The sequence below is a fragment of the Streptomyces sp. NPDC045022 genome, assembly GCF_056432605.1.
In genome coordinates this window covers 86,660-99,538 of record NZ_JBWKIR010000014.1, presented here as the reverse complement: position 1 = coordinate 99,538, position 12,879 = coordinate 86,660, and the positions used below count along the sequence as shown (strand labels likewise).

The following is a 12,879-nucleotide window of genomic DNA, read 5'->3' as shown; positions in this document are numbered from 1 at the left end:
CCCCCGGGGCCCCGCTACACCGCGGGTATCACCGCCGACACCCGGAAACCCCCCGCGTCCGTGGGCCCCGACACGAACACACCCCCCAGCGCCAGAACCCGCTCCCGCATGCCCACCAGGCCGTTCCCGCCCGACGGCAACCGCGCCGCCGCCGCCGACGCGGGCTCCGGCGGCGGCTCGTTCTCCACCTGCATCGCGATCTCCGACATCCGATGCGCCAACCGCACGTGCGTCTTCGCACCCGCCGCGTGCTTGTGGACGTTCGTCAACGCCTCCTGCACCACCCGGTACGCCGTCTGCTCGATCTCCGCCGCATACGGCCGCGCCTCCCCCTCCACCGACAGATCCACGGCCATCCCCGCGGCCGCCGACTGCCCGATCAGCTCCTCCAGCTCCGACAGACACGGCCCCTCGGCCGCGCCCTCCACCTCGGCCACCCGGGAAGCCGCCGCGGCAGCGGCCTCCCCCACCGCCACCAACGGCACGGAGGCGGCACGCCGGTCCACGTCCTCCCCCGCCCGCAGCACCCCGAGCATCTCCCGCAACTCGGTCAGCGCCTGCCGGCCCATGTCGCCCACGAGCGCGGCATTCCGCACCGCCTTCTCGGGATCCTTCCGCGCGACCGCCTGCAACGCCGCCGCATGCACCACCATCAGACTCACCCGGTGCGCGACCACATCGTGCATCTCCCGGGCGATCCGCGTCCGCTCCTCGTTACGCGCCCACTCGGCCCGCTCCTCCGCCCGCTCCGCGAGCAACTGGAGCTCCCGCTCCAAGGAGTCCGCCCGCTCCCGCAAGCTCTCCATCAGCCGCCGCCGCGCACCCACGTACAGGCCCAGCAGCACGGGTGGAGCCGTCAGCCCCAACGACGTCGCCACCGCCGCGAACGGCACGAACCAGTCACCGAGCGTCAGATCGCCCCGCGCCATGTCCTGCCGCACCCGCACGAACGTCACGACCATCGTGCCCAGTAACGACATGCCCGTCAGCGCGCCGATGATCCGCCGCGGCAGCTCGCAGGCCGCCAGCGTGTACAGGCCGACGATGCCCATCAGGAAACCCATCTGGGCAGGCGTGATCGCGATCGCCACCAGCACGACGGCGATCGGCCACTTCCTGCGCACCAGCAGCACCGAACCGGCGATCAGCCCGAAGACGATCCCCACCGACACCGGGACACCCGCGTCCCGGGCGAACGGAACCCCCTCCGCGCCGCACTCCACAGCGGACACCAGCGCGAGACTCCCGTCGAGCACCGCACTGCGCCACCTCCCCCACCACCAGGGGCCGGTCAGGCCTCTGGCGTGATCTTCCCCCGTCGTGGTCATACACCCAGCCTACGGGCGAGGGGCGCGGCTTTTCCGGTGACTTTCGCCCGCCGGAGCCGACCACACCGGGTGACCGAACGACCTCGCGGGGGGAACCTCCTCCCGAGTGGAGGAAGCACCCGAACGCGAAGGGCGAGGGATGCGGTCTCCGGGATCACGGCACCACTCTCCTCGGGTAAGGTCTGACCCAGCCATCCGCCATGGGGTAACTGGTAGCCCGCGGGCCTTTGAAGCCCTGTAGTGCTGGTTCGAATCCAGCTGGCGGAGCCGCTCGGTCCGGGCCCTGACCTCATCGTCGGGGCCCGCACTCATTCCCCCCATGACCCACCCCGGTATCCTGCGGCTGTCACCCCCACCCATCCAGAGCCGAAGGGCAACCCCGTGAGCGCCATCCGCCCGGCAGCCGTCGTCGTTCTCGCAGCGGGTGAGGGCACCCGTATGAAGTCGGCCACACCCAAGGTCCTCCACCAGATCTGCGGCCGCTCCCTGGTCGGCCATGTACTGGCCGCCGCCCGCGAGTTGGACCCGCAGAACCTGGTCGTCGTCGTGGGCCACGCCCGTGAGCAGGTCACCGCGCACCTGACCGAGACCGACCCGGCCGTGCGCACGGCCGTGCAGGCGGAGCAGAAGGGGACCGGGCACGCGGTCCGCATGGGGCTCGAGGAACTGGGCGGGGCCGTGGGCGGGACCGTCGTGGTCGTCTGCGGGGACACGCCGCTCCTCACCGCCGACACGCTCGAGCGGCTCGCCGGGACACACCACGCGGACGGCAACGCCGTGACCGTGCTCACGGCCGAGGTGCCGGACGCGACCGGGTACGGCCGGATCGTGCGGGACGACGCGACCGGTGCCGTGACCGCGATCGTGGAGCACAAGGACGCGACCGACGTCCAGCGGGCGATCCGGGAGATCAACAGCGGGGTCTTCGCGTTCGACGGGCAGTTGCTGGCGGACGCGCTGAAGAAGGTGCGGACGGACAACAGCCAGGGCGAGGAGTACCTCACCGACGTGCTCGGGATTCTGCGGGAGGCCGGGCACCGGGTCGGAGCGTCCGTCGCCGCCGACCACCGGGAGATCGCCGGGATCAACAACCGGGTGCAGCTCGCCGAGGCCCGCCGGATCCTCAACGACCGGCTGCTGACCCGGGCGATGCTGGACGGCGTGACGGTCGTCGACCCGGCGACCACCTGGGTTGATGTGACCGTGACGTTCGAGCAGGACGCCGTCGTGCACCCGGGTACGCAGCTGACCGGCTCCACGCACATCGGTACGGGTGCCGAGGTCGGGCCGAACAGCCGGCTGAAGGACACCCGGGTGGGCGCAGGGGCACGGGTGGACAACACGGTGTCGGACGGTGCGCGGATCGGTGAGCAGGCGTCGGTGGGGCCGTACGCGTATCTGCGGCCTGGTACGCGGCTGGGCGCCAAGGGCAAGATCGGTACGTACGTGGAGACGAAGAACGCCTCCATCGGTGAGGGGACGAAGGTTCCCCACCTGTCGTACGTCGGTGATGCGACGATCGGCGATTTCTCGAACATCGGTGCCGCGAGTGTGTTCGTGAACTACGACGGGGAGAGCAAGCACCACACGACCGTCGGGTCGCACTGCAAGACCGGTTCGGACAACATGTTTGTGGCTCCTGTCACGGTCGGGGACGGCGCGTACACCGCTGCCGGATCCGTGATCACGAAGGACGTACCGCCCGGCTCGCTGGCCGTGGCCCGCGGTCAGCAGCGGAATATCGAGGGCTGGGTGGCGCGGAAGCGTCCGGGGAGCGCGGCGGCGAAGGCGGCCGAGGTGGCGTCCCGGCGGGGCGAGAGCGAGGACTGACGGGGAACGGGTGCGTGAAACACGGCGTACCGTGATAAGTGCACATCCGCACGCGTGCACCCGCACCCTTACCTGCTGATACGGCCTCTCACGCCCAGCCGAGAGGTCGCCGAGCAGCCGGCTGGCTGAGACAACCTCTGAGGAGACTGTGCTGTGACCGGGATCAAGACGACCGGCGAGAAGAAGTTGATGTTCTTCTCCGGCCGCGCCCACCCCGAGCTTGCCGAGGAGGTCGCCCAGCAGCTGGGTGTCGGGGTCGTCCCGACGAAGGCCTTCGACTTCGCGAACGGTGAGATCTACGTCCGTTACCAGGAGTCGGCTCGTGGTGCGGACTGCTTCCTGATCCAGAGCCACACGGCTCCGATCAACAAGTGGATCATGGAGCAGCTGATCATGATCGACGCGCTGAAGCGTGCGTCGGCTCGTTCCATCACGGTGATCGTGCCGTTCTACGGTTACGCGCGGCAGGACAAGAAGCACCGGGGTCGTGAACCGATTTCGGCGCGCATGATCGCGGATCTGATGAAGACGACGGGTGCGGATCGCATCCTGACCGTCGATCTGCACACCGACCAGATCCAGGGTTTCTTCGACGGGCCGGTGGACCACCTGTTCGCGCTGCCGCTGCTGGCGGACTACGTGGGCACCAAGGTGGACCGGGACAAGCTGACGGTCGTGTCGCCGGACGCGGGTCGCGTGCGGGTGGCGGACCGGTGGTGCGACCGGCTCGGTGCGCCGCTGGCGATCGTGCACAAGCGGCGGGACAAGGACGTGGCGAACCAGGTGACCGTCCACGAGGTCGTGGGTGAGGTCAAGGGTCGTGTCTGTGTCCTGGTGGACGACATGATCGACACGGGTGGCACCATCTGCGCCGCTGCCGACGCGCTGTTCGCGCACGGTGCGGAGGATGTCATCGTGACGGCCACGCACGGTGTGCTCTCCGGCCCGGCCGCGGACCGGCTGAAGAACTCTCGCGTGAGCGAGTTCGTGTTCACGAACACCCTGCCGACGCCGGGGGAGCTGGGCCGGGATCTGGACAAGATCACGGTGCTGTCGATCGCTCCGACGATCGCGAGTGCGGTGCGTGAGGTGTTCGAGGACGGGTCGGTGACCAGCCTCTTCGACGAGCAGTGAGGTTTCTGCCGGCTCGCCGGGCGAGCTAGCTGAAGATCCTTTTGTTACGGCCTCCCCTGCCGAGTAGACTGTCGCAGTTGCTCGGCGAGGGAGGCCGTACTCCGTTGGAAGACGGGGGACGGCGGTCCGTTATCGACGCGCTCTTCGTAGCAGGCCGTTCGTGGCCGGGTGACCACGTCCGTTCCGAGTTCCTACGAGGAGTGATCAACATGTCCGAGGTAAAGCTCACCGCCGAGACCCGCACCGAGTTCGGCAAGGGTGCCGCGCGCCGCATCCGCCGTGACAACAAGGTTCCGGGTGTGCTGTACGGCCACGGTTCCGACCCGCTGCACCTGTCCCTGCCGGGCCACGAGCTGCTGCTGGCGCTGCGTACGCCGAACGTCCTGATCTCCCTGGACATCGACGGCAAGACCAACGAGCTGGCGATCCCGAAGGCAGTGCAGCGCGACCCGCTGAAGGGCTTCCTGGAGCACGTCGACCTGCAGCTGGTCAAGCGCGGCGAGAAGGTCACGGTCGAGATCTTCGTGCACACCGAGGGCGAGCTGGCGCCGGGCGGCAACCTGCTCGAGCACGTGCTGAACGCGCTGCCGGTCGAGACCGAGGCCACGCACATCCCCGAGTCGGTCACCGTCTCCGTCGAGGGCCTGGAGGCCGGCGCCTCCATCCTCGCCAAGGACATCCCGCTCCCGTCCGGCACCACGCTGGCCGTCGAGGAGGACACGGTCGTCCTGCAGGTCCTGGCCGCGCAGGCCGAGGAGACCGCGGGTGAAGAGGCCGCCGGTGGCGAAGAGGCCGCCGAGGCCTGATCCTCGCCGATCACCATCCGTTCAGCCGCTGCTTCCCTCGCCGGGAGCAGCGGCTGGCGCGTATCAAGGAGAGATGGACGTGACCACCCCCGCCACTGCCCCCTGGCTCATCGTGGGCCTCGGTAATCCGGGGCCGGACTACGCCATGAACCGGCACAACGTCGGTTTCATGGTGGCCGACCTGCTCGCGGAGCGGATCGGGGGGAAGTTCAAGCGGGCGGGCAAGGCGCAGGCGCAGGTGCTGGAGGGGCGGATCGGCCCGGCGGGGCCCGCGAACCGCCGGGTGATCCTGGCCAAGCCGATGTCGTACATGAACCTGTCCGGCGGCCCGGTGAACGCGCTGAAGGACTTCTACAAGGTGCCGGTGGCGAACATCGTCGCGGTCCATGACGAGCTGGACATCGACTACGGCACGCTGCGGCTGAAGCTGGGCGGCGGCGACAACGGGCACAACGGGCTCAAGTCGATGACGAAGGCGATGGGGCCGGACTATCACCGGGTGCGGTTCGGGATCGGGCGGCCGCCGGGGCGGATGCAGGTCGCGGACTTCGTGCTGAAGGACTTCTCGTCCGCGGAGCGCAAGGAGCTGGGCTACTTCGTCGACCGTGCGGCGGACGCGGTGGAGTCGCTGGTGACGGAGGGGCTGGAGCGGGCGCAGGGCGCGTACAACTCCTGACTTGTCCCGTCATGGCCCCACGGGAGTTGACCGGCCGTAGGAATATGGCCAATGATCCCGGCCATGCCCGCCACCGCCGCCACCGCTCGCCAGGCCTCCGTGACCGCGCTGCGGTTCGGGCGGCTCACGGCGATGGGCGCGCTCGCCGCGCTGATTCTCTTCGCCGGGGTGTGGGGTTCCTGGGGGACCGCGCAGCACGTGATGCTGACCAAGGGGCGTGAGCGCGGCACGATCAAGGTGACCCGGTGCGACGGGCGTTCGTGCACGGGTCCGTTCACACCGGCGTCGACGGGGACGGGCGGCCGGCCGCGCGTGGTGATCGACGAGTCGGTCGCGGTGCGCAAGGGGCTGTCGTACGACGTGGTGGTGAAGCCGGGGACGGACGAGGTGGTGCGCTCCGGGCCGGCGGGGATCCTCTATGCCTGGGTGCCGTTCGGCGGGGCGCTGCTGCTGGCGTCAGTGGTGGTGGCCGGCGGGATGCGGCTGACCCGGTTGGCGTGGCTGCTGGCGGGGACGGGAACCGCGCTGCTCACGGTGGCCTTCGTGACCCTCTGAGGGATTGGGGCGTTCTTCACGTCTGTGGGGGGCCCATGTGTTGCCTGTTCGTGATTGACCGGCCGCCCGGCGGGACTGGAAGCTGAACCGCCCCCTCCACATCTTCCCTTTCGCATCTCGAAGATGGACTGCCCTATGCCCAGCCTCACGCGCGTCGGCGCGCTGACCGCCCTCGCCTCGGCGGCCTTCCTGGTCGCCCCTTCCGCCGCACATGCCACCGCCCCCGGTGACAACGGCACTGTCAAGATCCATGACGCCACGACCGGCGAGGAGCTGCGTCGCAACGAGCCGCATGTGTGCACGTTCTACCTGGACGCCTTCGGCTTCGACGACGGTCAGCGGGTCGACTGGCACATCGAGGCCTGGGCGCCGACGGCGGCCACGAAGGGCGAGACCGTGAAGTCCGGTGCGCTCACGCTGGGCGCCGACGGTCACGGCCGTACCGAGAACCTGTCGCTGCCCGACGGGCACTACAAGCTGTTCTGGAACTTCGCGGGCGAGAAGGGGTCGGCCAAGCACAAGGTGTTCTGGACCGACTGCAAGGGCTCGGAAGGGGGCGGAGGCAAGCCGTCCGGTTCGGCGTCGCCGTCGTCGTCGGCTGCGTCCTCGTCGGCTTCGCCGGCCTCGTCGTCCGGTACGGCCCCGAGCGCGTCCCCGTCCGGATCGCCCTCCTCCGCGGCCGCCTCGTCCGCCCCGTCTTCCTCCCCGTCCGCGCAGGGCGGTGGCGGCGATCTGGCCGAGACCGGCAACAGTGCCCCGGTGGGCCTGCTGTCGGGTGCCGCCGCGGCGCTGGTCGGCGCGGGCGGCTATCTGGTGGCCCGGCGCCGCAAGGCCCGGCAGGGCTGAGGCAGCCCCCGTACGCAAAGGTGCCCCCGAGGTCGTGCGACCTCGGGGGCACCCTCGTCGTGCCGGGCTGTCAGCCGGTGTTGCGCAGGCCCGCGGCCACACCGTTGACGGTGAGGAGCAGGGCGCGCGCGAGCAGCGGGTCGGCCGGGGCGCCGGCGGCGGCCGCGTCTCGCTGGCGCCTGAGCAGGGTGACCTGGAGGTAGGAGATCGGGTCCAGGTAGGCGTCGCGGATGGCGAAGGTCTGCTTCAGGACCGGCTCGGCGTCGAGGAGTTCGTCCTCGCCGGTGACGCGCAGCACCTCGCGGACGGTCAGCTCGTGCTCGGCCTTGATGGTGTCGAAGACGTGCTTGAGCTCGTCCGGGACGAGGGTGTCGACGTAGTGCTGGGCGATCCGCAGGTCCGTCTTCGCGAGGGTCATCTCGACGTTGGAGATGAAGTTGCGGAAGAAGTGCCACTGCCCGCGCATCTCCTCGAGCACGGTGTCGAGGCCCGCCTCGCGCAGGGCCTTCAGGCCGGAGCCGACGCCGAACCAGCCGGGGACGATCTGCCGGGACTGGGTCCAGCCGAACACCCAGGGGATGGCGCGCAGGCCGTCGAGTCCGGCGCCCGAGTCGGGCCGGCGGGAGGGCCGGGAGCCGAGGTGCAGGTCGGCGAGCTGGTCGACCGGGGTGGAGGCGAAGAAGTACGCCGGCAGGTCGGGGTCCTCCACCAGGCGGCGGTAGGCCGAGTGGGCGGCGTCGGAGACGACGTCCATGGCGGCGTCCCAGCGGGCGAGGGCCTCGTCGGACTGCCGGGGGGCGGTGTGCAGGGCGGAGGCCTGCAGGGTGGCCGCGACCGTCAGTTCCAGGTTCTCCCGGGCCAGGGACGGGATCAGGTACTTGTCGGAGATGACCTCGCCCTGCTCGGTGACCTTGATCTCGCCCTCGAGGGTGCCCCAGGGCTGGGCGAGGATCGCGTCGTGCGAGGGGCCGCCGCCGCGGCCGACGGTGCCGCCACGGCCGTGGAAGAGGCGCAGCCGGACACCGTAACGGTGGGCGACGTCGCGCAGGCGGCGCTGGGCGCGGTGGATCTCCCACTGGCTGGTGGTGATGCCGCCGAACTTGGAGGAGTCGGAGTAGCCGAGCATGACCTCCTGGACGTCGCCGCGCAGCGCGACCAGGCGCCGGTAGGACGGGTCGGAGAGCATGTCCTCGAGGATGGTGTCGGCGGCGCGCAGCTCGTCGGTGGTCTCCAGGAGGGGGACGATGCCGATCTTGGCCCAGCCGGCGTGCAGGTCGAGCAGGCCGGCCTCGCGGGCGAGGACGGCGGCGGCGAAGACGTCGTCGGCGCCCTGGCACATGGAGATGATGTACGACTCGATGACCTCGGGCCCGAAGACCTCCAGGGCCTTCCTGACGGTCCCGAAGACGCCGAGCGTCTTCGCGCCGGCCTCGTCCACGGGCGCCGGGGTCGGGGCCAGCGGCCGCCTGGACCGCAGCTCCTTGGCGAGGAGCTTGGCCCGGTACTCGCGGGGCATGTCGGCGTAGCGCCAGGACTCCTCGCCGAGACGGTCGAAGAGCTGACCCAGGGCGTGGTGGTGGGCGTCGGCATGTTCGCGTACGTCCAGGGTGGCCAGCTGCAGGCCGAAGGCGGCCAGGGTGCGGATGGTGCGGCCGAGGCGGCCGTCGGCGAAGAGGCCGCCGCGGTGCTCGCGCAGGGAGGCCTGGATGATCCGCAGGTCGCTGAGCAGCTCGCTGGTGCCGAGGTAGTCGCGGCCGGGCTCGTGCGGGATGCCCTTGGCGAGGCGCTGCTTGGTGTTCTCGAGCTTCTGCCGGATGCAGGTGGCCTTGAGCCGGTAGGGCTCCTCGGCGTTGAGGCGCTTGTACCGCGGGCTGATCTCGGGCAGCCGGTCGAGGTCGGCCTGGAGGGACTCCAGGAGTTCCTCGGTGGCGCCGGTGTAGCGGATGGAGTTGGAGAGCAGGCCGCGCAGCTCGTCGATCATCTCCAGGGCGTCGTTGATGCCGTGCTCGTGCTGGAGGATGAGGACGTCCCACGTCACCTGGGGGGTGACGTTGGGGTTGCCGTCGCGGTCGCCGCCGATCCAGGTGCCGAAGGTGAGGGGGCGGGTCTCGTCGGGGAGCTTGACGCCAACCCGCTCCAGTTCGGCGGTGAGGTCCTCGAGGACGTCGCCGACGGCGCCGGCGTGCAGCTCGTCGAGGTAGTAGATGGCGTTGCGGGCCTCGTCGGCCGGCTCGGGACGCACGACGCGGAGCTCGTCGGTCTGCCAGACGAGGTCGATGTTCTCGGCGAGGCGGACGTCGTGCCGGCGGCGGTCGGAGTCGAGGACGGGGGTGTCCAGGAGCGCGGCGACGCGCCGGAGCTTGTTCAGGACCGAACGGCGCGCGGCCTCGGTGGGGTGTGCGGTGAACACCGGGCGGACGTTCAGGTGCTCCACGGTCTGGCGCAGGTGCTCGGGGTCGGCGTCCTTCAGGCGGTCGGCCGTGCGGGCGAGCAGGCCGCCCTCGGCGGCGCGCCTGGCGCGCAGTTCGCGGCCGCGGTGCACCTGCTCGGTGACGTTGGCCAGGTGGAAGTAGGTGGAGAAGGCGCGGACCAGCTTGGCCGCGGTCTCCAGTTCCGTGCCGCGCAGCAGCTCGGCGGCGGCCTCGCCGTCCTCGCGGGTGAGGCGGCGGACCTTCTCGACCAGTTCGAGGAGTTCGGGGCCTTCCTGCCGGACGAGGGTCTCTCCCAGGAGGTCACCCAGTCGGCGGATGTCGGCGCGCAGCTCGCTGCCGGTCGTGGTGGTCTGGTCGTCGGCACTGCTCACAGGTGCGGCTCCTTGCAGTGTTGAAGCTCGTCTGGGAGGGAACCCGGCCGTCGTGCCACGCGGCGGGCGCCGCTTACGGGCCGGAGCGTCCGGGAAGAAACTTCAGCGGACCGCGCTGTCCGACCGACTCCAAGGATAGGTGCCCCGTTCGGACGCTCAGGCCCTGGGGCTCTTGCCGCCGCACGACACGCTGCCATACTTACGTCGCCGTAGGTTACGGAACCGTAGGGAAGCACCGTCGAGTCCCGCTCGGTCCCGGCGGCGGCCCGCACCTGTCTTGACCCTCGACCCCACAGGGGACGCGCATGACCTCAAGTTCCGATGTGATCGAAGAAGCCCGTAAGGCCACCGACACCTCCCCTCCCTCCGCCACGCTGGGCGGCGAGCAGAAGCGTTCGATCGAACAGATCATGCTGCTCCTGTTCATCGTCGTGCCGTTCGTGGCACTCGTGGCGGCCGTGCCGCTGGCCTGGGGCTGGGGGGTGAGCTGGCTCGATCTGGGCCTGCTGGTCTTCTTCTACTACCTCGGATGCCACGGCATCACCATCGGCTTCCACCGGTACTTCACCCACGGTTCCTTCAAGGCCAAACGACCGCTCAGAATCGCGCTGGCGATCATGGGCTCGATGGCCGTGGAGGGCCCCCTGGTGCGCTGGGTGGCCGATCACCGCAGGCACCACAAGTTCTCCGACGCCGAGGGCGACCCGCACTCGCCGTGGCGGTTCGGGGAGTCGGTCCCGGCACTCATGAAGGGCCTGTGGTGGGCCCACATCGGCTGGCTGTTCGACGAGGAGCAGACCCCGCAGGACAAGTACGCCCCGGACCTGATCAAGGACAAGGCCATCCGGGTGATCTCCCGCCAGTTCGTCCTGTGGACGATCGTCTCCCTGGGACTGCCCCCGCTGATCGGCGGCCTTGTGACGATGTCCTGGTGGGGCGCCTTCACCGGGTTCTTCTGGGGTTCACTCGTCCGGGTGGCGCTGCTGCACCATGTGACGTGGTCGATCAACTCGATCTGTCACGCGGTCGGCAAGCGGCCGTTCAAGTCGCGGGACCGCTCGGGCAACGTGTGGTGGCTGGCCGTCCTGTCCTGCGGCGAGTCCTGGCACAACCTGCACCACGCCGACCCGACGTCGGCCCGGCACGGTGTGATGCGCGGCCAGATCGACTCCTCCGCGCGTTTCATCCGCTGGTTCGAACTGCTCGGCTGGGCGTACGACGTGCGGTGGCCGTCACGCTCGCGTATCGATTCGCGGCGTAACACCGACCAGGGCGGCTCCAGGCGCCGGAAGGAGACGGCCGAGGCGGCATGATTGACGCCGTGGCGACCGATTCCAGCAGCAATCCCGGCAATGACAAGCAGCGGCGGACCCGCCGGACCCGTATGACCGGTGCCGAGCGCCGCCAGCAGCTGCTGGAGATCGGTCGCACCCTCTTCGCGGCGAAGGGATTCGAGGGCACCTCGGTGGAGGAGATCGCGGCGAAGGCCGGGGTGTCCAAACCGGTGGTGTACGAGCACTTCGGCGGCAAGGAGGGGCTGTACGCGGTGGTGGTCGACCGTGAGATGCGGCGCCTGCTGGACATGGTGACAAGCTCGCTGACGGCCGGCCACCCCCGGGAGCTGTGCGAGCAGGCCGCCTTCGCGCTGCTGGACTACATCGAGGAGTACACGGACGGCTTCCGCATCCTGGTCCGTGACTCGCCCATCCCCCAGTCCACCGGTTCCTTCGCCTCGCTGATCTCCGACATCGCCACCCAGGTGGAGGACATCCTGGGCCGCGAGTTCAAGTCCCGCGGCTTCGATCCCAAGCTGGCTCCCCTCTATGCCCAGGCGCTGGTCGGCATGGTCGCGCTGACCGGGCAGTGGTGGCTGGACGTACGCCGCCCGAAGAAGGCGGAGGTGGCGGCGCATCTGGTGAACCTGGCGTGGCACGGCCTCGACGGGCTGGAGGCGAAGCCGCGGTTGATCGGTCACCGGAAGAGCTAGGACCTTTCGACGTCGACGTCCGGGTTGCTCACGCGCCCCGCACGGCCACCGCGAACAGCCGGCGGAACGGCAGCACCGTGCCATAGGGGGCGCTCGGGTACGCCTCCCGGAGCAGGTCCCGGTACTCGGTGACGAACGCGTCCCGGGCCTCGGGGTCGTCGGCCAGGGCGGTCAGGGCGGGCCGCAGTCCCGTGCCCTTCACCCAGTCCAGGACCGGGTCCTGTCCTTGCAGCACGTGGAGGTAGGTCGTCTGCCACACGTCGGTCGCGCAGCCGAGGCGGGCCAGGCGGTCCAGATAGGCGCCGGGGGCGTGCACGGAGTCCGGGCGGCGCAGGACGTCGCTGAGGCGGGCCTTCCAGCGGGGGGTGGCGGCGAGGTCGCGCATCAGGGCGTGCAGCGGGGCGTCGACGTTGTCGGGGACCTGGAAGGCGAAGGCGCCGCCGGGTTTCAGGGCGGCGATCCAGTCGGCGAAGCGGTCGGCGTGGCCCGGTACCCACTGGAGCGTGGCGTTGGAGACGATCAGGTCGTACGGCTCCTCGGGCGTCCAGGTGCGGGCGTCGGCGAGGGTGAAGTCCAGACGGCCCCCGCCCGGCGTGGGCCCCTCGTGGTCGACGTGGGCCTTGTCGAGCATCTCGGGCGAGTTGTCGTAGCCGGTGACGTGGGCGGTGGGCCAGCGTTCGGTGAGCACGGTGGTGACGTTGCCGGGGCCGCAGCCGAGATCGGCGATGCGCGGGTGCCCTGCGGGCGGCTCCGTCGGGAGGGCGGGGACGCGGGCGAGGAGATCGGCGAAGGGACGGGCCCGGTGACCGGCGTACCGGAGGTACTGGGCGGGGTCCCATGTGGGGTTCGTCATGCCCCTCACCCTCTCCGGGGATTTCTCTCGAAGTCAAGAGGCTCGACGTCAAGAGACTTCA

11 protein-coding genes and 1 tRNA gene are annotated in these 12,879 nt (G+C 70.2%); 9 read left to right on the top strand and 3 right to left on the bottom strand.

What is annotated here, in order from left to right; genetic code table 11:
* Nucleotides 1-14: 14 nt before the first annotated feature.
* Nucleotides 15-1,328, bottom strand: coding sequence for a sensor histidine kinase (locus tag AC07C1_RS24650; protein WP_478942254.1), 1,314 nt, complete (start codon nt 1,326-1,328; stop codon nt 15-17).
* 194 nt (nt 1,329-1,522) lie between these two features.
* Here AC07C1_RS24650 and AC07C1_RS24645 point away from each other — a divergent pair.
* The 7 genes from AC07C1_RS24645 to AC07C1_RS24615 all read left to right on the top strand — a co-directional run bounded on the left by AC07C1_RS24645 (nt 1,523) and on the right by AC07C1_RS24615 (nt 7,175).
* Nucleotides 1,523-1,595, top strand: a tRNA-Gln gene (locus AC07C1_RS24645).
* A gap of 114 nt (nt 1,596-1,709) precedes the next feature.
* On the top strand, nt 1,710-3,158 hold the full coding sequence (gene glmU / locus AC07C1_RS24640) for a bifunctional UDP-N-acetylglucosamine diphosphorylase/glucosamine-1-phosphate N-acetyltransferase GlmU (protein ID WP_478942253.1): 1,449 nt from the start codon (nt 1,710-1,712) through the stop codon (nt 3,156-3,158).
* Between the two features lie 153 nt (nt 3,159-3,311).
* The gene (locus AC07C1_RS24635) at nt 3,312-4,292 is read left to right on the top strand and encodes a ribose-phosphate diphosphokinase (RefSeq protein ID WP_478942251.1); all 981 of its coding nucleotides are present in this window, start codon (nt 3,312-3,314) and stop codon (nt 4,290-4,292) included.
* 209 nt (nt 4,293-4,501) lie between these two features.
* Nucleotides 4,502-5,098 carry a 50S ribosomal protein L25/general stress protein Ctc gene (locus AC07C1_RS24630; RefSeq protein WP_478942249.1) on the top strand — a complete coding sequence of 199 codons (597 nt, stop codon included), beginning with the start codon at nt 4,502-4,504 and terminating at the stop codon, nt 5,096-5,098.
* Between the two features lie 73 nt (nt 5,099-5,171).
* Entirely contained in the window at nt 5,172-5,774 is a 603-nt protein-coding gene (gene pth / locus AC07C1_RS24625; protein WP_478942247.1) for an aminoacyl-tRNA hydrolase, read from the top strand.
* A gap of 51 nt (nt 5,775-5,825) precedes the next feature.
* Complete coding sequence (locus tag AC07C1_RS24620) at nt 5,826-6,329, top strand: hypothetical protein (protein ID WP_478942246.1); 504 nt, start codon at nt 5,826-5,828, stop codon at nt 6,327-6,329.
* A gap of 135 nt (nt 6,330-6,464) precedes the next feature.
* On the top strand, nt 6,465-7,175 hold the full coding sequence (locus AC07C1_RS24615) for an LPXTG cell wall anchor domain-containing protein (protein WP_478942244.1): 711 nt from the start codon (nt 6,465-6,467) through the stop codon (nt 7,173-7,175).
* Between the two features lie 70 nt (nt 7,176-7,245).
* Here AC07C1_RS24615 and ppc read toward each other — a convergent pair whose 3' ends face one another.
* Nucleotides 7,246-9,978: a phosphoenolpyruvate carboxylase gene (ppc, locus tag AC07C1_RS24610; protein WP_478942242.1), complete on the bottom strand. Its 2,733-nt coding sequence runs from the start codon at nt 9,976-9,978 to the stop codon at nt 7,246-7,248.
* Between the two features lie 305 nt (nt 9,979-10,283).
* On the opposite strand from ppc, the gene AC07C1_RS24605 reads away from it, so the two are divergent.
* Nucleotides 10,284-11,291 carry an acyl-CoA desaturase gene (locus AC07C1_RS24605; protein ID WP_478942240.1) on the top strand — a complete coding sequence of 336 codons (1,008 nt, stop codon included), beginning with the start codon at nt 10,284-10,286 and terminating at the stop codon, nt 11,289-11,291.
* Complete coding sequence (locus AC07C1_RS24600) at nt 11,288-11,965, top strand: TetR/AcrR family transcriptional regulator (RefSeq protein ID WP_356937543.1); 678 nt, start codon at nt 11,288-11,290, stop codon at nt 11,963-11,965. The genes AC07C1_RS24605 and AC07C1_RS24600 overlap by 4 nt, the downstream gene beginning before the upstream one ends.
* Nucleotides 11,966-11,993: 28 nt before the next feature.
* On the opposite strand, the gene AC07C1_RS24595 is transcribed toward AC07C1_RS24600, so the two are convergent.
* Nucleotides 11,994-12,818 (bottom strand): trans-aconitate 2-methyltransferase, encoded by an 825-nt coding sequence (locus AC07C1_RS24595; RefSeq protein ID WP_478942238.1) that lies wholly within the window; start codon nt 12,816-12,818, stop codon nt 11,994-11,996.
* Nucleotides 12,819-12,879: the final 61 nt, after the last annotated feature.